This window comes from Kitasatospora sp. NPDC003701 (assembly GCF_053587085.1).
Genome location: NZ_JBSFNM010000003.1, coordinates 78711 through 100072, shown reverse-complemented (window position 1 = coordinate 100072; position 21362 = coordinate 78711). Strand labels below are relative to the sequence as shown.

Sequence of the window (21362 nt, the reverse complement as noted above, 5' to 3'; positions counted from 1 at the left end):
CCTTGGGGGTGAGTTGACGGAAGGCGAGAAGTGCGGCGTGTCAGAGGTGGGTGGCGCCGGGCAGGCAGCCGAGGATCGGGACGGCGGTGAACGCTTCGCCGCACGCGGCGCCGATCCGGGCGCCCCAGAGCCGGCCGAGGGTCTCGGCCATCGGGCCGAAATGCTGCGCGATCGGCTGGCTCGCGTGCTCGCTCAGGGCGGCCATTTTGGTGTCGAAGGTCGCGGTGGCGTCCACGATCACGTCGGCGCGCACCGGTCCGCCGAGGGCGAGCGAGTTGTAGGTGTCGCAGGTGTAGAAGCGGTTCGGGTACCCGGTGGCGATTCGGGGTTCGGGGACGGCCGCGAGCACGGTGGCGGCGATGGTCCGGTGTTCGGGGTGGACGTCGTCGAGCGGGTGGGTGATAAGGATCTCGGGGCGCTTCTCCAGCAGGAGTTGCTGCAGCAGGGCAGGACCAGTCCGGCCGGCCTCCGGTGCCTTGCGGTGGGAGCAGCCCGTGATCACGAGGTGCCGATCACGCGGGTCTCACCACCCGGAAGCCGATGCCTGGCGAGGTGGACTCGGCCGGCGCGGCGTTCGGGAACGTGCGCCTGGCGTACAGCGGAGAGGAGTTGTAGGAACCCCCGCGGATGACGAACCCGCCGCCGATCGTCTTCGACGCGGTCCACTCCCATCAGTTGCCCGCCATGTCCCACAGCCCGGTCGGTGTCCGCCCGCGCGGGTGGGAGTCGAGGGGAGTGCGCCGCCCGCAGACGTCGTGCAGATTCGCCCGGCTCTCGTCCGGTTCATCTTCGCCCCACGGGTAGGGACGGCGTTCGGCGCCCGAGACCGCCCACTCCCACTCCTTCGACAGCGGCCTGGGCCTGAGCCAACCCGACCAGCGGCCGGGGGCGGAGGCCGAGCTGAGCAGGCGTGACCGGGGTCGCCGTCCACTCCAGGTCGACCACTTGCAGTGGCCGCTGCCGGTCGCCGAACAGGCACACGCCGCCCGGTGCGGTACCCAGACGATCGCGAGCCCGGCTCGGCCCCGGCGCTGCGCCTGCTGCTCGCCGACCCCGTCCAGGTCACCACTGTCCCCGGCCACCCCGTCCCGGCGAAGTCCGGCGGCGGCACCCTGCCCCTGTACTACGCGATCATGCTGCTGCTGGCCGGACTGCTCTCTGCCATCATGGTCACCACCGGCCTGGACGTCGCCCTCGGCTACCTCTCGATGGAACTCGGCCCGAAGCGTGTGCTCCAGCTGTCCGCACCGATCTCCCGCACCCAGACCCTGCTCGCCAAGGCCGGCATCCGCGCCGGAGCCGCCGTGCTCAGCGGCACCGCGGTCCTCGCCACCGCCGCCAGCCTGCTCGGCCTCGACACCGCGCACCTGTTCCAGCTCTGGCTGCTCTCGATCGGCACCACCGTCACCGTCGCCGCCCCGACCCTCTGCCTGGTCGCGGCGCTCGGCACCCCGGGCCAGCTGCTGGCCCTACTGCTGGTCACCCTGTTCGGCGCCCCCACCTCCGGCGGCGCTATGCCCGTCGAGGCCATGCCCTCCACCCTGGCTGACCTCGGCGCCCTGCTCCTCGCTCGCCATGTCGTCGACGCCGTCCGGGCCGTGCTCCTCTTCGACGCCCGCGCCACCGCCAGCCTCTCCTCCGCCTGGCTCACCCTCGGCTGCTACCTCCTCCTCGCCATCGGCTTCGCCGCCACCCACCCCCTCGACCCCACCCCCACCCGGGTCCCCGTTCCGCAGGCCGGCTGAGGATCGATCCGGCGTCCGGTCCGGTCGACGATCGGGGACGATCGCTCCGGACCGGACCTGGCCGGATCGTCGAAGCAAAGATGTTCGAATACGGTGCAACCGGTGTTGTCGGCGGTTTCCGGGAGTGCGTCGTGTGCGTCACAACCGTCGACTGCTGCCCATGGGAGATGCGATCATCGACGCTCGGGGGGCCCGCTCGGGTCACTCTCTCCCGACGAGCACGAACGGTGATCATGGAGCAACCCCACCCCGAACGCCTCAGCTGCCTCGCCGTGTGCGCCGGTGCAGGGGGCCTCGCGCTCGGCCTTGAGCAGGCGGGCTTCGACCCCGTTCTGCTCCTGGACAATCGACCCGTGGCCTGCGAGACCCTACGGCTGAACCGTCCCGACTGGAAGGTCCTCGAAACCGACCTGCTGGACTTCGACCCGTTGGACCATCAGATGGTCTACGACGTGGACCTGCTGGCCGCTGGCCTGCCCCGGGTGAAGGCGAGCGCCGCGGTGAAACGCGAGGACAGCACCGAGGAGCTCCGGCTCCTCGAGGTGACGATCATGCTCATGCACGCCGTACGGCCGCGGGCCCTGCTCATCGAAAACCTTCCCGAGCTGGCCACCAAGCCCGCGTTCGACCCCATCCGCACGACCGTCGCGGCCGAGCTGGAGCACCTCGGATACCGGCACCGGTGGTTCGTCCTCAACGCGATGCACCACGGCGTCCCGCAGGACCGTAAGCAAGGGATCCTGGTGGCGCTGAAGGGGGACGCCATGGACGGCTTCGTCGAGCCGGCGCCCGAAACCGCGCCGCCGATCACCGTGGGGGAGGCGCTGGGCACCTCCATGGGCGCACGTGGCTGGCCCCACGCGACCGCCTGGGCCGCGCAGGCCGACCGGGTCGCCCCGACGTTGGTCGGGGGCTCCTGGAAGCGTGGTGGGGCGGATCTGGGGTTGACCGGGTCGAAGCGGGCCTGGGCTCGGATGCGCGTGAACGGCGGTACCGTCGCCGACGAGGTCCCCGGACCCGACTTCCCCTGGGACGCCTCACTCGGAGTCAAGGAGATGACGCCGCTGACCGTCGAGCAAACGGCGCGGCTCCAGGGCTTTCCGGCGGACTGGGCCTTCGCCGGCGGCAAGACCGCCCGCTACCGCCAAGTGGGCCAGGCTTCGCCGCCCCCGGTGAGCCGGGCCCTCGGGCTTGCGATCCGGACGGCGCTCGGGCGCCCGACGGATCAGGAGCACCGGTGAGCCGGGGTGGGACGGCACACGCGGCGGTCCCACCCCGTGTCACTTCCTGAGGCTCACCGGCCGAGCAGGTGCGAGAAGAAGCCGATCGACGGGTCCTCCGGGGTGCCGACCAGGAGCGCCCGGTCGAGCAGGCCGTTGTTGTGCTCGCAACTGGTCTCCGGAAGCATGACGCAGGCGTGGCAGGCCGCCAGGTTGGTACCGCCCGCACCCGAGGTCTCGGTCTCGATGCAGAGCGGGTCGGCGGAACACCATTCGGCCCGATGCACCGCCGAGTGCACGGCCCGCGCGAGGCGGTCGATCTCGCCCTGGGCGACCAGGCCGCCGAGGCTGCCGGCCGAGTCGCTGGTGGCCGTGTAGATCAGCACACCGGCCATCGTCTCGCCCGAGTAGATCCGCTCGCGGAGCGAGGCGGCCGGGTAGCCGGAGTCCAGGCTCCACTCGTTGATCATCACGTGCGCGAAGGTGTGCAGCAGCGCCATGCGCGGGGTGGCGGGGGAGACCGGGACCCGGGTCGGGTCCGAGGCCCGCTCGGCGAGGACCCGCTGGTGTCGGTGTCGGATGCGCTCGACGCGTGCGGCCACGGCGGGCAGTTCGGCCCAGGCGTCGACCCGCTCCTCGTCGAACCGGAGGAAGACACCCTCGCCGTGGACCTCCATGGCGGGCAACCAGTCGGTGGGGGTCAGGGAGAGTGCCGCCTCGTGGCCCTCGTGCGAGGTCTCGGGATCGATCACCCGGGTGAACGCCTTGAGAGCGCGGACCTCGCGAAGCTTCTTCACCAGCATCGGTCGGGCCAGCCCGAGGCCGGCCGGCGGCTTCGGGTCGCCCGTCGGGGGGTCACAGACGAACTGCTCGGTGTGACCGCCGGATTCCTCCGGGTTCCCCATGCACAGGCGCTCGTACTCCACCTCGCGCAGGGCGCGGTAGCGCTGCTCCTGGTCGAGCTCGAGACCCTCCTCGCCGTCGAGGTCCTCGGCTTCCATCGCGGAGAGCAGTTCCACCACCTGCTCGGGGGTCACCGGGGGGCGGGAGCCCTGGAAGATGTAGCCCAGATGGATCCCGATCTCGGCGAGGGTGGAGCAGGCGCGGAGCTTCTCCCAGTGCTTGCCCAGCGCCTGGACCCGGGTGTCGCTCCATGGGGGGATGGACAGGGCCGAGCGGAGCACCGGCTGCCACACGGAGGAGGAGCCGCGCTGCAGGGTCCGGGGCGTCAGGGGGCAGGCGTCCTTGGGGGCATCCTTCAACCACGGACGCTCGCCCCGGCAACCGATGTGCAGCTCCTTGAGGGCACCGGCCCGGAAGGAGCCCTCCATGGACACCTCGGGCACTCCGCAGGAACAGGAGAGCACCACCGAGCGGAGCGAGGAGGTGCGGCCCGAGGACCGAAGGCTCATCCGGCCGCCGCAGAAACCGGCCTCGCCGTCGCCGCGGCGCCCCCGATGCAGCCACGTCCAGTACGGGAAGTCGGAGAGGTGCCCGTCCTCGCAGGCCACCACGAAGCGGGAGGGCACCAGGACCTCGGCGCACTCGCCGCACTCGTTGCGCCCCGCCGGGGAATTGAACTTCCGGACGTGGTCCAGCGCGTGGCACCCGGGGCAGTGGTGCCACAGCGGGAAGCGCCGGACCCGGACGCCGTCGCGGCTGTCGTCGTCGGAGGCGGGCGGGAGCCGGAAGTGGCTCACGCCCAGCACCCGGGCGAGGCGGGGCTCGTGGATCACGGGGGCTTCGTCGCGCGGCCACTGCTCCTGCGCGTCGTCGATGCCCGAGACGATGAACGACTCCTGGTCCACGGCGATCAACGAGCCCACACCGTAGGTCGTGATGGCCTGAGCTCGGCGGACCGCCCCGCGGCGGGGCAGGGTGCGGGCCGGTGCGGCGGAGCCGGCGCCGGTGCGACGGCGGCGGGAAGGGGGCGGGGTCATCGTGATGCCTCCACGAAGAGGGCGGACTCGGCGTCGACGTCGCGAAGGGACCACAGGGTCTCCCACGCCTCGACGTCCTCCAGGGCGTCATTGAACGGCTTGAGCAGCGAGCGGGTGGGGTTTCCGCGCTTGGGCTCGTAGAACAGGCCGTTGTGGGCCTCGGCCTCGCCGTACCACCAGTCGACGAACTCGTCGAAGGCGGCAGCCACGTGGGCGACCTCCTTGGCGGCGGTCTCCGGCGGGGAGACCTGCTCGACCCGTTCGAGGATCCTCGGGCGGATCGTCTCCCTCAGCTCGTCCAGGAAGAGGTCGATGTCCCCCGCGTTCTCGTTCTCGCGGGCGGCGGGGATCAGGATGCGGGCGAGGGCGACGATCACCGCGTGCAGGCCCCGGGCGCGTGCACGGGCCGAGAACGGGGTGACCGAGGTGGACTCGACCTCGCGGTAGAGCGCGGAGTGGAAGTGCTGGAAGTTCTCGTAGTGGGAGCGGTCCCGGGAGCGGCCCGCGTTGAGCATCACCGCCACCAGGCCGGGGTGCGCGCGGCCGACCCGGCTGGTGGCCTGGATGTACTCGGCGGTGGTCTGCGGCTGGCCCATGACGGCCATCAGGCCGAGCCGGTTCACGTCCACGCCGACGGCGATCATGTTGGTGGCCAGGAGGACGTCCGCGGCGTCCCCGTCCGGGAAGCGTCGCTCGATCTGCTTCAGACGGGCCGGGATGTCGCTGGCGTCGACCCGACTGGTCAGTTCGGAGTAGTTGTCGACGGGGCGGGGCTTGCAGCCGTCCCGGTCCGCGAGGTGTTCCAGGTACGCCACGACGTCGTCGTGGACCTGGAGTTCGGCGGCGGACAGCAGCCGCAGGCTGTTGAAGTAGCCGACCAGGGTCCAGTAGGCGTCGCGCACCCTGTCGGTGGTGTCGGCCCTCATCGCCTGGTGGAGCAGCGTGGCATAGGTGCGGATCAACAGGGTCGACTGGCTGGTCCCGGGAGCGAGCAGACCCACGTAGCGGCGGGACGCCTTCTCGGCGGCAGCGGTCTCGACGGCGAACCAGGAATCCCGGGCGTCCAGGCCGGCCGGCGGGAACTGCCGCACCTCGCGGGAGAACAGCGCCCTGCCCTGCTCGGCGGCCCGGCGGATGGTCGCGGTCGAGGCGATCACCTTGGGGCGGTCGGCGAGCATGTCGACGGCGGTCTCGTAGAGACCGGTCAGGGTGCCGAGCGGACCGGAGATCAGGTGCAGCTCGTCCTGCACGATCAGCTCCGGGGGCGGGGTGGAGTCCTGCCGGTCCCGGTTGAACAGGGCGGCGGTGTCCTTCCGCCAAGGCATCGAGGCGAACTTGTCGACGGTGGCGATGACCAGGGTCGGCCGGGCCCGGTAGACGGTCTGGTCGACCAGGTGCACGGGCAGTCCGTCGGAGAACGCGCAGCTCGGTCCGGGGCAGCGCACGTCCATCCGGACGGCCTCCTCGTCGACCGAGTAGTGGTGGGCGTCGAGGGCGGAGCCGCACCACGGGCAGGCGTGCAGCTGGACCGGGTTCTCCTTCTGGAGTACCCGACCGGCACGGGCCGCGCCGAGCTGTTCGGCGGCCGCCTTCAGGCTGTTCGGGGTGGCGGACCGCCCCACCCACATGCCGAGCGAGATCTCCTCGTCGCCCAGCTCGGCGGGGTTCTCGCGACGCATCCGCTCCATGGCGCAGATCAGGATGGCGGCTCGCTCGAACTGCTGGAGGGTCAGGAGGCGCAAGGTGTAGCGCATCAGGACGGTGACTCCGCCGCCCGCCGGTCCCAGCCGCATCCGGCGAAGGAAGGTGGTCAGTGCGATCAGACCCAGGTACGCCTCGGTCTTGCCACCACCGGTCGGGAACCACAGCAGGTCGGAGATACTGCGGTCGGGATGCTTCGGGTCGTCCACCCCGGCCAGGCAGAGCAGCACGAAGGAGATCTGGAAGGGGCGCCAGCGCGCGGCCGCCAGGTCCGGCTCGCCGTTCCGGCCGTTGCGGACCCAGTCGCTACGGGCCCGCTGGGTCGCCATGGCCCGGTTGGCCAGGCGGAAGGCGCGCATCAGATCGGGCTTGTCACGGAGCAGCGCGATGCCCTCCCGGATCCGCTCCAGGGCCTCACCGCAGGAGCGGATCGCCGCGGACGCGGCCTGGTCGTACGGGGTGTCCGCGAGCGCCGCGGCCTCGTCCCGCTTCCGTCCGATCCACCGTTCGTAGCCCGCTGCCAGCCCTTCCAGCGCGGCGATCACCTCGGCGTCGGGGGCCTCCGCGAGGCCGAGCATGGTGAGCGCCTGATCGTCGATCTCCGGGTTGGAGTCGGTGAGCAGCACCTCGTGGGTGGGCACGAACTCGGTGCGGACTTCCGCCACGGCCGCGTGCCGCATGTCGGTGAGCCCGACCGAGGCGGGGGTCCAGTCCCAGACCGCCGCACAGCCGTGGCCGGCGGCGAAGGTCGGGGCGTGCCGGTGCAGCAGCCGGCCGGCCTCCAGCTCCGCGTCCACGGCGGCCAGGGCGGCGGGACGTTCCACGAAGGCGCTGGACCCGTCGGCGGCGCGGACCGTCAGACCGGTCTGGAAGAGGGCGAAGGCGTCCTGGAGCTCCCGTTCGCCCACCTTGCGGACGTTGACCAGGGCGACGGTGACGGTGACGGTGCCGGTCTCCGGTGCCGGGCGGCGCACGTGGACCTCCAACCGTGCCGTCCCGTCGAGGAGGTCCCGGGACGCGCCGCGGCCCGGCTGCGTGACGTCGATCGTGGTGTCCGGCAGGTCCAACTCCCTCCGGTGCCAGCGTTCCCACTGGTCGGAGGTGGTGCGGGCCTCGCTGCGCCGGGCCGAGACCTTGCGTCCTTCGGCGTCCTCCGGTTCGTAGACCGCGGCGCGCGCCGATACCACGATCTCCCGCGCCTCGTCGAGGTCGACCGCGAAGGTCAGGCCGACGGCGGAGGGACGCCGGTCACCGGCGTTCGGGCGCTCGGCAACCGAGCCGGACTCGTCCGGGCCGCCCGCCCCGGTGACGGGTTCCTCGTCCAGGCCGTCCGCCTCGGCGGAGTCCTCACGGACGCGCAGGCGGGCGTCGGCGTCGGCGGGGCGGGGGAAGAGCACGCCGACGGGGTAACGGGTGATCGGCGCGTCCTGGTCCAAGACCTCGGCGCGGTCCTCGGCCGAGTCGTCGGCGTCGGGGCCCAGCAGTTCCCGGCGGAGCCGGGCCACCAGGTCTTCGCGGACCGCGTAGTGCGCGGCGTGCCGCCCTGCGTGGATGGTCATTCCTGCTCCTCCTCGGCGCCGGCGAAGTGCCGGAACCGTCCGATTCCGCTGATGCGCGGGGCGATCCACACCCCGCGGTCGCCGAGGCCGGCGTTGGCCCCGGCGGCAGTGCTGCCCGCGACCGATTCCAGGCAGTCGACGCGCAGGCCGGAGATCTCCTCGGGCCACCGGATGTCCCAGGTCGGGCCCACCTTCAGAACCGCGTACAGGTGGCATCTGAAGACCTCGGAGGCGTCCCCGATCTCCCGTCCCTCGTGCAGCAACGCGTACCCGGGACTCTGCTCCGGGCCCCGGGGGAGGGCGTCGCGCAGTCGGAACGTCACCGCGTCCCCCGGCCGCACCCGTTCCAGCAGGTGCGACTGGGCGGCGGGGGCGTCGTGTGCGGCGTCGGCCGGTTCCCGTGTGCAGACGTCGCCGGCCCGCACCTCGATGCCGTCGCGGCGCCACCTGAGGCGTGGGTTGAGGACACCTCGGTACCAGCGGCCGGTTGGCCTGTGCTTGAGCAGCGTCGCGGTCACGGGCGCCGCGATCCGGTACAGGTCCTCGCGGGCCCGGGTCATCGCGACGTAGAGCGCGCGGGCCTCGGCGGGCGTGTCGAGCTCGTTGTCCTGTCGACGCAGTTCGGTCACGGTCGGCGGGGTGAGGAGCACCACCCGGTCGAACTCCAATCCCTTGGAACGGTGCACCGTGGACACGATCAGCCGGGCAAGCTCCGGGTCGGCCAGCTCGTCCGGGAACCGGCGCTCCGCTACCAGCCCGCGCAGCCGCGCCACGTCGAGGGTGCCCCGTCCGTTGCCGCGGGCCGCCCCGCGAAGGGACCGCCACACCCGGTCCGGGTCGGTGCCCTCGGGCAGTGGCATCGCGAGGAGCAGTTCGCGCAGCCGTGCCTCGGTGAGGGTGGCGGCCTCGGTGCGGCGCAGCAGCTCGGCCACCCAGTGGGGCACCGGACGGTCCTGGAGCGAGCGGCGCAGCGCATGCGGTACGCCCTGTTCCTGCAGCAGTTGCGAGACGAGCAGGGCCTGCCGGTTGTCGCGGGTCAGGATCGCGCAGGTGCCGGGGAAGGAGCGCAGCGAGTCGAGGGTGAACGAGTCGGTGAGCAGGCCCAGGTCGGGGAGGTCGAGCAGCAGTTCGCGCAGCTCGCCGTGGAGCCGTTCGGCCGCCGCGTCGGCGCCGGGGGCACTGCCGATGCCCTGGACGGCACGGCCGAGCGGGAGTGCCGTGCGCGCTTCGGGCGTGGCGGCCCGGAAGTTCCGCGTCAGCGCCAGCTCCACCAGGTCCTCGGCGTAGGAGGCGCGCACCCAGCGGAGGAAGAGGTCGGTACGGTCGGCGTACTCCTCCGGGTCCTGGATCTGGAAGTCGTAGATCGCCTGGGCGGGGTCGCCGACGAGGGTGAATCCGCAGGTGTCCTGCAGGCGGTCGAGCAGCGATTCCACCATCTCCCGGCGCGCACCCACCAGGTCCTGCACCTCGTCGACGATCAGGTGGGCCGGCGGACCGGCCTCCAGGGACTCCAGCGCGCCCTTCTCGATCGCGTCGGTGGCGGCTCGGATGCGCTCGTCGAACGACAGCGCCGACCACTCGCCGTCCGGGTACGCCTGCACCAGCAGCGAGTACGCCCACGAGTCGAAGGTCTGCACCCGCACCCGCCGGGCGTGCTCACCGTGCCGGGCGATTCGGTCCCGAAGCTCGCGGACGGCGGCGCGGGAGAAGCTGAGCACCAGCAGCTCGCCGGCCTCCAGGGCCTCGTCCGGGTCGGCGTGGCCGACGAGCGTGTCCATGCGGCGCACCAGGGTGTGCGTCTTGCCCGTGCCCGCCCCGGCGGTGACCAGCAGGCGAGTGTCCCAGGGCCGGTCCACGACGGCCTGTTGCTCGGCCGTGAGGACCGGGTCGTCCTCGGAGGGGAGGGTCACTTCTTGCTCCAGAGGTGCTCGAACGCGGTGAAGGCCAGGGCAGTGTCGAAGTTCCGGATGTTGTCGCGGACGTTGAGGATCAGGCAGGTGTCCTTGCCGCCGTTGCGCGGGCCGCGCAGACCGCGCCCGATCATCTGCTGGTACACGTTCGGACTGTAGACGGGCCGGGCGACGACCACCGCGCGGGTGGCGGGGGCGTCGAATCCCTGGGTGAGGACGCCGTAGTTGGTGAGCACCCGCACCCGGCCGTCGCGGAAGTCCCGGATGCGGGCGCGACGGTCGTTGTCGGAGGTGGTGGCGTCCACCGAGGAGGCGGAGATCTCCCCGTCCGCCAGCCTGGCAGCCAGATACTTCGCGTGCTCCACCGAGGTGGCGAACACCAGCACCGGCCAGTCGTCGTCCATCGCCGCGATCTCTGCGATGATCCGACGGCTGCGGTCGTGGTCGTCGGCCAGCCGCTGTTCGGCGGCCTTCGAGAGCAGGCTGAACTGCTCGGCGCTCGCCCGTTCCTGGCGGTCCAACTCGATGGTGCCGCCGATCAGCTCCTTGTGCTCCACCCGGGCGAGCACGCCCAGCTCCTGGAGGTGCCCGTAGGCGTCGCCGGAGGGGAAGACACCCTCGTCCAGCCGGCGCGCGCCGAACCGGTTGACCAGCCGCCGGGTCTCCTCCTCGTTGTGGCCTCGGAACGGGGTGGCGGTGAGGCCGAGCAGGTGCCGCTCGGTGCGGTGCTGGGTCAGGCCGAGCAGGCTCAGGATCTCGGTGTAGCTCGGGCTGGTCGCCACGTGCGCCTCGTCCACCACCACCAGCGCGGCGGCGCGGAGCCAGGCGTACCGGTCGGTGTCCAGGCAGACCTGCAGCTTGGCGTCGGTGGCCACCACGAGCTGCGGCCCGTCGGAGACCGCGGCGGCCTCGTTCGAGGTCCACAGCCGGTTGATGGTCAGCCGGTCCTGTGCCCCCGCCTTGCTCCAGACGAACTGCCAGCTCTGCACGGCCTGTTCGCACAGCTCCTCGGTCTGGGCGATCCACAGGATGGGCCCCTTGAGGGCACCGGTCTGCTTGACCCAGCGGATGACCGCCTCGGCGGTGACGCGCGTCTTGCCCGCGCCGGTGGGCAGCGACAGCATGGCGCGCTGCGGGGTGAACCGGTCGAGCATCTCGAAGATGTTGAGGGCGAGCCGCTCCTGGTAGTCGTGCAGGCGCGGGAAGTCCCGGGGACCCTCCACGGTCAGGCTCTGTTCGAGGGCCGGGGCCCGGTAGCCGGCGAAGGGCGCGGGAAGACCGAGGTCGGCGACGAAGGAGACCGCCGACGGACCGCCGGTGTAGGAGGAAGGAGCGCTCGGGAAACGCTCCAGGATGTCGCGGGCGTGGATCTTGAGCACGGTGTCGCCGTGGGCGTTGAACGCCATCTGGGCGATCCGACGGCCGGACGGCTCGGCACCGTCGGACTCCTGGCGCTCGGCCTCCAGGAGCCCGGCGGGGAGCCGGTCGCGCAGCGCCTGCGCCCCGATCAGCAGCTCCAGCTTGGCCGTCACGTCCTCGGCTCCGCGGATCGCCTTCAGCGTGGATCGCACCTCCTCGTCCTGCTCCTGGCGGGTCTGGGCGTCCAGAACCGCCCGGCAGCCCGTCTCGCCCATGCGCAGGCCCAGCTCCCGGTCCACGGCGCGGAGCGCGCCGAGCCGGTCCAGGGAGTCCAGGACCTTGATCACGTTGCCCTGGCGCGCACTCTCCAGGGACTTCGCCCGGGCGCCGTGCGGGGTGCGGACCACCTCCTCCAGAGCGGAGCAGCGCAGCAACGTGTACGTGCCGGCCGAGCTGCCCATCTTCTGGCGCAGCGTCGGGAACTCCTCGACCAACGGGACCGGTTCCACGGTCGACTCGTGTCGGGTCTCCCGACTGACGACGTCGTCGTGGCGCAGCATGCCCCAGCGCTCGATCATGAGCTCGGCGGACTCCCGGTCCGGCATCAGCAGTGCCGGCACCCGCTCGGCGCGCAGCGAGCGGTACTCGTCCGGGTCGGCGGCGACGGCGATCTCGCCGTCCTCCCGGGTGTCCCAGGCGTCGCCGACCCGGCAGCGGGTCAGCGAGTCTTCGGGGAAGTCGATCTCCAGTCGGGTCAGCAGGGCGTAGGTGGAGCCGACGAAGGCGTCGTCCTCGCTCTCCTGCAGCTTCCCGAGGAGCTGCTCCCACTGCTGCGCGCGGACCTTCTCGACGCTGCTCGCGAGTCCCAGCTTGCGCGCCTTCTCCGTACTGAGCGACGCCACCGGGAGCACGTCACGGTACGCGTCGAGTTGGGGGCCCACCGCCTCCTTGAGGAGCTTGAGCCCCTGCGAGGTCTTCACCCGACCGTGCCGACCGAGCATCCAGCGGATCGGGGAGACCACGGACTGGCGCGTGCTGGCCTGTGCTCCGATCTGCAGCGTCCAGCTCTCGATCAGGGCGTCATCGGGCAGCGCCTGGAGGAAGGCCGCGCGGGCCTCCTCCGAGAGCCGGGGCAGCAGGTGCAGCGGCCCGCCGACAGGAGAGCCCTCGATCCTGGTCCTGGCCAGGGTGGGCCGGCTCGCCCGGTCGTCGAGCTTGCGGCAGTAGGCCTTGTGCAGGGTCTCCCGGTACTCCTCGAACCAGGGCTCCTCCACGGGTCGGTGGCCGGAGGTCGGCCGGTCCCGCAGGCCCAACTCGCGGAAGAAGCCGGTGTCGTCGGAGTGGAAGCGCATGTCCACCGCGATCTCGGGGTCGCTCTCCGCGGTGACGACGACGCCGGGAAGCAGGCAGTCGCGGACGAGACGGAAGCGACCGTCCGCGGTGCGCACCATCAGGGTGTCCGCGGGCGCCGGAATGCGGCCGGTCACCTCGTGGCCCACCACCGAGGAACCCGCCTGGTGGAACAGCTCCCAGAAGCGGGTCCACTCCTGCGGGCCGTACGCGGCGAAGCCCTGGTCGAGGACGCTGACGAAACGCCCCCGGAGGTCGGCCTCCTGGATGCCGAGAGTGGTGAGGGCGGAGGAGAGCGACGGGTCGTCGGACAGGGCGCGGTCGACGTAGACCAGCGACTCCCGCAGTCCGTCCTCCTCGGTGCGCCGGTAGACCAGGCTGCCCAGCGGGGCGACCAGCCCGTGCTCCTCGGTGAGGACGATCCTCGCCTTCCGGGCCTCGGTGGCACAGGCGGCGTTCGAAGCGATCATGTCGGCGACGATCCGGATGGCGGCCGCCGAGGCCTGCGCCGAGCCGTCCGAGGCCAGCGCCTCCAACCACGCGACGACCGAGGCACGCTGCCGCCCGGCGGCGGCCAGGATGTGCTGGACCTTGCCCGACCGCAGGTCTGTGACCTCGACCGAGGGGTGCACCCAGTCGCGAGGGCGGCCGGCGTACGCGTGCCAGATCCGCAGCCAGCGGTTGACCGCGCTGCTGTCCTTGCCCAGGTCGGGATGGATGTTCAGGTCACGGGGTGTGCGCAGCACACCGTCCTGGTCGGGCAGCGACGGGCGCGCCGCCGCGGCGGCCCAGATCTGCTCGGTGAGCAGACGGTCGGCCCAACTGATCGTCTCCACGCCCTTGCTGCGACCGGGCAGCAGCGGGAGGTACGCGCCAGGGTCCTCCGCCGGGGCGAGCTCGGGCAGCGACTCGACCACCAGGCGGGCCGCGACCCGGATCATCTCGACGTTGAACGGCGAGGAGTCGAGCAGGTTCTGCCGGTCCTCGTTGGTCTTCCAGGCACCGTTCAGGATGCCGCTGAGGGTCATCTCGTACTTGGTCGGGAAGAACGACCAGAACCGGCCCCGGCCGCGGGCGTCGGCCGCGCTGAGCACCCCGGTCTTGTCGTCGGCGCGGTAGGCCGGAACCGCCCAGGCCAGGTCGATGGAGACCCGGTCGTGCAGTTCGCCGGCGTCGCGGCGGGCGGCCTCGGTCGGCTCGTGGGCGACGGTGAAGACCCGCCACTGCGAGCTCGCCGGCTGCTTGCCGACGCGCTCCTCGTGGATCGTGTGCAGGCTGCCGTCCTGCTCGGACCGGAGGGCACGGCGCGCGACCCGGCCCGGCCGGCAGTCCTCCAGTACCACCTGGCCCACGTGCGGGGAGAACAGGTGGAAGCCCGAGGGGAACTCCTCGCGGGCGTCGTGGCCGGCCACGCCCTGGTGGCCGTGCATGTCCTTGCCCAGCCGGTCGGCGGCGCCGGGGAGCAGCGGGAGGCGGACCACCGTGGTGGCCCACTCGAGCAGCTCGTCCAGTACGGGATCCCGGCGGCGCTCTGCTGCCATGTCCAGCTCGCGGGCCATCCGCAGGACGGGCGCCTCGAACTCCTCGCCGAGCCGCTCGCGAACGCCGGGGACGTTCCGGATCAACTCGTGCGACCAGGCGCGGTCGAAGCCGAAACTCCCTCCGCTGCTGAAGAATTCGGGCGCGTCGGTCACCACCAGGACCGACTTCACACCCACGCCGAACCGGCCGATCTGTCCGCCGCGCTTGCGGGACATGCTCATGCGAAGGATGGTCTCGGCACCCTCGGACGTCACGGGGTCGCCCTGGTTGGCGCAGTACAGATGGGTGCCGGTGAGGACGACGTGGATCCGGCCGCCGGGCTCGCCGCGCAGCTCGTCGGCCGCGTTCTGGACGAGCTCGAAGAGCTGCCGGTCGCCGTACCCGCCCTGGGTGATGCGGCGTTCGCCGTTGGCGTGTTCGGGGATCAGGCCCGGATCGATGCCGTAGGTCTCCAGGACGCGGAGGGACTGCTCGACGACGGTACGGATCACCGGGAACTGCGGATCGGCCACGAATGTTTCCACTTCGGATGTGGTGGGCGGTGGGAACGGAGGTCGGAGGCGCCGTCAGCGGGCGCGGCGCACGGTGATCCGGACGATGCGCTGACAGTTGCCGGGGTTCCGACGCGGGCGGCGCGCCCGGGCCTCGGCGTCGCGGATGGCGTTCCGGTAGGCGGTGACCATGTCGTGGTCGATGCCGTAGAGGTAGAGGTAGGCGCCGAGGTCCTGCGGGGCCTCGTCGGCGAGCCGGTCGTACGTGGTGACGATGGAACGCATGCGGTGGAGCGGGGAATCCTGCGGGGACACCGGAGCTATCTTCGCTTTCACTTCGTGGGGACGTGCACGAGGGAGTGCTGCGAGGTGGTGCGAGAGAATCGAGCCGAGGAAGTGCGCAAAGGGCTCGGGAAAGGCGAAAGATGCACGCCTTGGCATGTTCCCGGCTGTTGCCGGAGGAAGGTGACGAGCAGTCAACCACGCTCGGCGGGCTCCGCGCAAGGAGGGGTGGTGTGAATCCCATATTCCACCAAAACGGATCCTCAGTATGAAATCGGGCAAATTCAAAGGCTCTTCGGGTACTCATTTTCGATGGGCGACGAGATGTCTTCTGGTGACTTGCTGGACCTGTCAAGGGCCGGTTGACAAGGGGGTTCCACTGTCAATAGCGATGCGGTAGCGTGGCTCCCACCTCGTAAGACAGGCCATGCGGAAGCAGAAGCGGGTGGAACGTGAAGGCGGCTGAGGAGTTCGGTCCCTGGCTGGCGCGCCAGCTCAGGAATGCAGGAAAAAGCCAGACCGATCTGGCGCTGGAGCTGGAGGTGACCCGGGCCGCCGTCTCGGCTTGGATCGTCGGCCGTTCCGTGCCCCGGGACGAGACCATTCGGCGCATCGCCGAAGTGCTCAACACTGACCTGGAGACCGTCCACACGCGCAGCGCCGACGCCCAACTCGCCTTGCCCGTCCAGTGGTATCACAGGCCGGCCCATGCCGACGGTGGCAGGGAGTACGGCAACGCCGCGGCGTTCGCGTTCGAGGCCGACGTCTCGGTGCTCGCCCGCGAAGCCACGCAGAACAGCCTCGACGCGCGCCTCGACCCCGCCGAGCCCGTGCGAGTGCGGTACACCCTGCACGAACTTACCGGCGAGTCCCTCGCCCGCTTCCGCGAGGCCATCGACTGGGAGAGGCTGCGGCCGCACTACGACGCGCTCACCGCCGACGGCGGGAAGCAGAGCAAGGTCTCGCGCACGATCGCGGCCGGACTGCGTGACATGTACCAGTACGACCGCCTCGTGCTGCTCCGCGTCGACGACTACAACGCCACCGGTCTGACCGGCGGCGACTACGAGGATGGGCTCTTCGCCGCCGTCATCCGTCGCCAACTCGACAGTCACAAGCGGGACCTCGGCGCCGGTGGTTCCTACGGCCTGGGTAAGGCCACGCTGTGGGCCACCAGCCGACTCGGCTTGGTGCTGATCAACTCCACCCTCTCGGACCCCCACGAGGGCCGCACCGAGCGACGTCTCATCGGCCGGCTCGACCTCCCCTGGCGCGAGGTCGACGGCCGGGCGTGTGCCGGCCCGGCCTGGTTCGGACGTCCCGATCCGACCACCGAGTCCGCGGACGTGGTCCGTTCCTGGTGGGCCGACGAAGAGACCGTCGAGAAGCTCCACCTCACGCGTGAGAGCGCGGCACCCGGCACCTCCTTCCTCATCGTCGGTGCCCACGACGTGGCCAGCCTGCTGGCCGTCAACGGCGCCGTGGATGACGAGGAGACCGGTGAGGACGACGATTCCGTCCACCGCATGCACGCCCGGCTCGTCGACGCGCTCGGCCGCAACTTCTGGGCCGCGATGACCGGCGGCGGCGACCGCAAGCCGCACCTGGAGGCGTCCGTCCGCACGTTCCGCAACGGCGAAGTCCTCATCCCCGAGGAGCACGTGGATCCGGCCGTGGCCCAGCCCTCCCGTACCCGCGCCCTGCGGGCCTTCCTCGAGGGGACCACCGTCGACCGGCTCACCGGCCCCGGCCAGGTCGCCCGAGTGGGTGTTCAGCTCAACGTGCCCCTCCACGGCGGCCAGGTGCGCGGTGGGGTGCCGCACGAGGCGGTGCTCCTGGTCACCGGCGCCGACGACGCCGACGACCGCCACAACCGGATGGTCTCCATGCGGGGCAATCGCATGACGGTCAAGGACAGTGCCGTCACCAACGTCCCGATCGGTACCAACCCCTTCCAGGCGATCCTCCTCACCGGACGCGCGGCGGGTCCCGAGGCACCCGGTGCCGAGGCCGCCGAGGAGTTCCTCCGCGCGTCCGAGCCCCCGGAGCACAACAAGTGGGGGCAGACGGAGGAACTGCGTCTGTCCTACTCGCCCTCCGCCCACCGGCGCATCGCCGCCTTGACCACCGCGGCGAACGCGGCCGTGCGTGACCTCGTGGCCGTACCCAAGGCCAAGCGCCGGAACGGGGGAGAGGCCAAGATCGCCGGCCGGCTCAAGGTGGGCGGTGGCGGCCCGAAGAAGGCGCGTCCCGCCGCGGCCGCGGCCCTGCCCGAACTGGACAACGTGGACGCGCTGATCGACGGGACGGGCGCCTGGTCGGTCACGGTCGACCTTCGGGTGGCTCCCGGGGTGGACACGGACCGTCCGGTCACCCCGGTCGCCAAGTTCGACGTGCGCTCCGGCCCCCGGCCGGCCGCCCCCTGGAAGGACCTCGTCGCCATCAGCGGTTGCGAGGTCGTCGACGGCTCCCTTCAGCTGTCGCCGGGAAGCCGCAAGGCCGTCTTCCGGGGCGTCACCGATGTCTCCCGGCACCCGGTCCGGGCCCAGCTGACCGGACTGGTCGTCGAACTCCGCAGCGGAAAGGGGGAGCAGGCGTGAAGGTCTACCCCTACCGGCGGCTCACCGGGAACGTCTCCTGGCGCGTCGACAGCGCCCAGCTCAAGGCGGAGGGCGAGCCCTGGGAGGACGTGGAGAGCAAGTACCTGTCCACCGTCGAACGCGTCGTCGCCCTCGGGCCCGACGAGGACCGCCCCGATTGGACCCAGGCCCGACTGCGCCTGTCCGCGGGCCTCCCGGCCAAGGCCCTCGATCCCTCGGGCCCTTGGCAGGACGTCAAGTTGGTCGCCGTCCTCGCCGAGCGGGCCACCAACACCCGGACGACGGTGGAGTTCGCCGCCGTCTCCGCGGACGGCCGCGAGCGGACCGCCGAGCTGTACGTCCACCGTTGCGACCTCCTCGACCGGGCTTCCCTCACGGTGCACGTGGTGGCCACCGTCGACGGAGTGCCGGGTCGGGTGATCGCCACATCCGACGTGGAGTGGTTCGTCGACGTCATCGAGACCGTGCCGTCATTGGCTCGCGAACTCGAGGTCAGGATGGTCAACTTCGCGGCAGGGGCCAGTCGCCTCCAGCGCTACAAGGACTCCCCGTGGCTGGTCGACACCACCGGTCGGATCCCCGCCGTCCGGGTCAACACCGACTTCGACGGCCTCGGTGACCTGATGGGTGCCGACGGCGGGACCGGACCGGAGGCGACCGTCCGGGAACTCCTCCTCGCGCAGATGTGCTCCGAGGTCTGGACGGCGGTCTTCCACTCCGCCGTCGGTGACCTGGAGGCCGAGGAGGACGGGACCCCGGTGTTCCCGCACGGTTGGCAGGGCGAGGTGCTCCGCGAGATGCTCCCCGACATGTACGCCGACCGTGAGCCGGAGCAGGCGTTGCGGGCGGTCCACGCGGCGCGCACGGGTTCCTCCGCCACCGGATGGGGGGAACTCCAATCCCGGATCCACTTCGCCGCCTCCCGGCGCGCCGGCGTCCCACGGACGCTGTCCACCACCATCCGTGACCTGGAACGCCTCGCACAGGGGGACGACGCATGACCGACCGACCCGGCTACTTCCCTGAGCGGCTCGCCCTGCTGCCGAACGCCGAGGCGGCGGACTTCCTCACCGAGGGGCTGCTCACCGGTCGCGAGGAGGTGCCCGGCATCAAGCTCAACGAGCTCACCGAACGGCTTCCGCACGAGGACCGGAGGGGGGAGCTGCGGCCCGTCCGCGACCTGGTCGAGGACGCCATGAGCTACTGCCGCGGCAACGGTTTCAAGGTGACCCAGGCCGATGCCTGGCTTGCTCCGCGCCTCCACGCGGCGCTGCGGCTCACCCGCAGGGAGGCGGCCGACCCCGCCTTCTGGAACTACCTTGCGCTCGGCGTCGCCCCGGACTACGTGGTCTGGCGGCACCTCGCGGAGCCCAAGGACGGCAAGCCCGCCAAGGTGGCGGCCGAGCGCTTCCGCGGGCAGTACCACAAGCAGGCCTTCGCCCGCCTCTGGTGGGCGGCCGAGCTCTTCCGCGACGGCGCGGACTACGAGCCCGTCATCACGGCCTGCGGCAGCCAGGACATCCTCAACACCGCTCTGCGCATGTCCGTGATCAACCACCGGCCCACGGCGCAGGCGATCGTCCGGCTGGTCGCGAAGGGGGTCGTCACGACCGGGCGCGAGGTCAACGCGCTTGCCGGAGCCGTGAACGCCTCCGCCGCGACGCTGATGTACGACGTGATCGCCCCCGACACGGAGCGTGAGTCCCGCCCCCTGCTTGACTGGATCACCGAGGCCGAGACCGCCCGCCAGGTATCACGGCACGTGCTCCCGACCGGTCCCCAGGAGGAACCGGCGCCGCAACTCTCCGTGAGCACCCTGGTGGACTACTTCGCCGACCTCTTCGCGGAGGCGGTGGTCCGGGGGCGGGCGGCGGAGGAGGCCGAGAGGGAGGACTGATCCTCGGGCTTCGGGCAGTTCGGGCCGCAGCCGACCTCCGGAATGTCGCAGCCACCCTTCTTGCGAAGAAGGATGTGCTCCTCGGGGGTGGGCACCTCCCAAGTGTCCCGGAACCTCTCCTCGGCCGCGGTCGGCAGGGACAGGGCCGAGGCCAGCACGTGCATGCCGAACAGCGGGGGCACGGCATTGCCCACCTGCTGTGACTGGTCGCCGCTCGACCAGGGGTAGTCGGGCGGGAAGGTCTGGAGGACGCCAGCCTCCCGAATGGTCAGCCGCTCCGGGTGGTGCGGCCGGAGATCCGGGTGCTGGACGGCGTTGCGGGAGACCTTCCCGGTGACCGTGAACGACGGCTGGCGGTCCGTGCGGATGCCGCGATTCTCCGAGACGCCACCGGTGCTGTAGTTCGACCTGATCTGGAACGGAACCTTCCTGCGCTCGGGTCCCGACTTCACCCCGAGCACTTCACCCATCGAGACCCACGGCTTGAGCGGCGTGGTGCCTTCCGCCACCGGCAGTGCCGTCTGGCGGGGCCGGGCCGTCGCCTTCTCGTCATCCGGGCCGCCCAGCTCCGGATTGTGCGGGCTGAACGTGTGGTGGGTCGGGTGCGGAAGACGAGGGCTGCCGTGTTCGGCGAGTCGCGCGATGAGGATCGTCCGCCGACGGCTCTGGGGGACGCCGTACGCTTCGGTGTGCAGGGTCGCGACCTCGGCGACCTTGTACTTCACCCTCGTCCCGTCCGTGCCGGGCAGGCCCTTCTCCAAGGCCTCCTTGTAGACCCTCCAGAGGTTCTTGACCTGGGGGACCTGCTCGAGAACGATCACGTCGAAGGGCCGATTCCCCCGCTTCTCGCAGCCGAGCGCTTTGATCGCGTACCGCAGGGGCTCCAGGACCAGAGTCGTCCGGTGGTCCCCGGTCAGCTTCTCGAGCTCTTCCAGCTGCGCGTCGATCTCCTCGTCGGAGGAACCTTCGATCAACGCGTGGATGAGATTCTCCACCTCGCCCAGCGCCTTGCGGCCCGCACCGTTGCCCGCCACCGAGTACGTCTGGCACGGCGGGCCGCCGGCCAGCACGTTCAGCTCTGCGGGGAGCTCGTCGAACCTGTCCCGACGCACCGCGCTGACGTCTGCGTGCCACGTCTCCAGCCCGGCCTTGTAGCGCGTGTCACAGGCGTTCTTGTCCCACTCGATCCCGAGTGAGCGCACGCCGAGCATGTGCGCAGCCACGTCTAGCCCGCCCGGACCCGCGAAGAGGTCCAACATGTACGGCTTCTCGAGAAATGGGGCGGCTGCGTCGGAGCTGGTCATGTGGTGAGAGTGTAGCCGGCCAGCCGATGTTCCCGGACCAGTGTGGCGATCCGCTCGGCGGCCTCCAGGGGGTTCTCGTGCTCCCAGACGCGCACCGACTGCCAGCCGGCCTCGGCGAGGCGGGTGTCCGTGTCGCGGTCCCTGGTGCGGTTCTTCTCGATCTTTTCCCGCCAGAACTCGGCGTTGTTCTTTGGCCACGTCGCGTGCTCGGGGCAGCCGTGCCAGAAGCAGCCGTCGACGAAGACCGCGACGCGCGCCGGGCCGAACAGGATGTCGGCCTCGCGGCGCACGTCCTTGAGCGGCCTGCGGTGGACCCGGTAGCGGAGACCGGCGGCGTGCAGGGTCCTGCGGAGGGCGACCTCGATGTCCGTGTCGTGACTGCGCTGCTTGCTCATCCGCGCGCGGATCTTCGGAGTGGTCTCCAGGGAGGGCATGGTTCCATTCTGGCGCTTCGGGGGCGGG

The 21362-nt window shown here is 71.3% G+C and carries 13 protein-coding genes; 5 read left to right on the top strand and 8 right to left on the bottom strand.

Translation table 11 applies throughout. The annotated features are described in order from the left end of the window. Nucleotides 1-40: 40 nt before the first annotated feature. Complete coding sequence (locus ACWDRR_RS04035; RefSeq protein ID WP_449770609.1) at nucleotides 41-502, bottom strand: PIG-L deacetylase family protein; 462 nt, start codon at nucleotides 500-502, stop codon at nucleotides 41-43. Between the two features lie 487 nt (nucleotides 503-989). On the opposite strand from ACWDRR_RS04035, the gene ACWDRR_RS04030 reads away from it, so the two are divergent. Further along, entirely contained in the window at nucleotides 990-1745 is a 756-nt protein-coding gene (locus ACWDRR_RS04030; protein WP_449770608.1) for a hypothetical protein, read from the top strand. Between the two features lie 233 nt (nucleotides 1746-1978). Next, nucleotides 1979-2986: a DNA cytosine methyltransferase gene (locus ACWDRR_RS04025; RefSeq protein ID WP_449770607.1), complete on the top strand. Its 1008-nt coding sequence runs from the start codon at nucleotides 1979-1981 to the stop codon at nucleotides 2984-2986. Between the two features lie 53 nt (nucleotides 2987-3039). On the opposite strand, the gene drmB is transcribed toward ACWDRR_RS04025, so the two are convergent. From drmB to ACWDRR_RS04000, 5 genes are read right to left on the bottom strand one after another with little or no spacing between them, the layout of a single operon-like run. Then, the gene (gene drmB, locus ACWDRR_RS04020) at nucleotides 3040-4905 is read right to left on the bottom strand and encodes a DrmB family protein (RefSeq protein ID WP_449770606.1); all 1866 of its coding nucleotides are present in this window, start codon (nucleotides 4903-4905) and stop codon (nucleotides 3040-3042) included. Next, nucleotides 4902-8165: a helicase-related protein gene (locus tag ACWDRR_RS04015; RefSeq protein WP_449770605.1), complete on the bottom strand. Its 3264-nt coding sequence runs from the start codon at nucleotides 8163-8165 to the stop codon at nucleotides 4902-4904. Before ACWDRR_RS04015 ends, drmB begins: the two co-directional genes overlap by 4 nt. Further along, nucleotides 8162-10075 carry a UvrD-helicase domain-containing protein gene (locus tag ACWDRR_RS04010; protein WP_449770604.1) on the bottom strand — a complete coding sequence of 638 codons (1914 nt, stop codon included), beginning with the start codon at nucleotides 10073-10075 and terminating at the stop codon, nucleotides 8162-8164. The genes ACWDRR_RS04015 and ACWDRR_RS04010 overlap by 4 nt, the downstream gene beginning before the upstream one ends. Beyond that, a complete protein-coding gene (locus ACWDRR_RS04005) occupies nucleotides 10072-14838 on the bottom strand; it encodes a DEAD/DEAH box helicase (RefSeq protein ID WP_449770603.1) in 4767 nt (1588 codons plus the stop codon). Before ACWDRR_RS04005 ends, ACWDRR_RS04010 begins: the two co-directional genes overlap by 4 nt. Before the next feature lie 54 nt (nucleotides 14839-14892). Further along, nucleotides 14893-15102 (bottom strand): hypothetical protein, encoded by a 210-nt coding sequence (locus tag ACWDRR_RS04000; RefSeq protein WP_449770602.1) that lies wholly within the window; start codon nucleotides 15100-15102, stop codon nucleotides 14893-14895. 449 nt (nucleotides 15103-15551) lie between these two features. Here ACWDRR_RS04000 and ACWDRR_RS03995 point away from each other — a divergent pair, with 449 nt between their 5' ends. Genes ACWDRR_RS03995 through ACWDRR_RS03985 form a run of 3 tightly spaced genes read left to right on the top strand, consistent with a single transcriptional unit; the run spans nucleotide 15552 to nucleotide 19596 of the window. Beyond that, nucleotides 15552-17699 carry a helix-turn-helix transcriptional regulator gene (locus ACWDRR_RS03995; RefSeq protein ID WP_449770601.1) on the top strand — a complete coding sequence of 716 codons (2148 nt, stop codon included), beginning with the start codon at nucleotides 15552-15554 and terminating at the stop codon, nucleotides 17697-17699. Continuing rightward, nucleotides 17696-18700 (top strand): hypothetical protein, encoded by a 1005-nt coding sequence (locus ACWDRR_RS03990; protein ID WP_449770600.1) that lies wholly within the window; start codon nucleotides 17696-17698, stop codon nucleotides 18698-18700. Before ACWDRR_RS03995 ends, ACWDRR_RS03990 begins: the two co-directional genes overlap by 4 nt. Then, nucleotides 18697-19596: a DUF6339 family protein gene (locus ACWDRR_RS03985; protein WP_449770599.1), complete on the top strand. Its 900-nt coding sequence runs from the start codon at nucleotides 18697-18699 to the stop codon at nucleotides 19594-19596. The genes ACWDRR_RS03990 and ACWDRR_RS03985 overlap by 4 nt, the downstream gene beginning before the upstream one ends. Here the strand turns inward: ACWDRR_RS03985 and ACWDRR_RS03980 are convergent. Further along, the gene (locus tag ACWDRR_RS03980; protein WP_449770598.1) at nucleotides 19524-20900 is read right to left on the bottom strand and encodes a DNA cytosine methyltransferase; all 1377 of its coding nucleotides are present in this window, start codon (nucleotides 20898-20900) and stop codon (nucleotides 19524-19526) included. The two genes, ACWDRR_RS03985 and ACWDRR_RS03980, sit on opposite strands and share 73 nt — an antisense overlap. After that, the gene (locus ACWDRR_RS03975) at nucleotides 20897-21334 is read right to left on the bottom strand and encodes a very short patch repair endonuclease (RefSeq protein ID WP_449770597.1); all 438 of its coding nucleotides are present in this window, start codon (nucleotides 21332-21334) and stop codon (nucleotides 20897-20899) included. Before ACWDRR_RS03975 ends, ACWDRR_RS03980 begins: the two co-directional genes overlap by 4 nt. Between the last annotated feature and the right edge of the window lie 28 nt (nucleotides 21335-21362).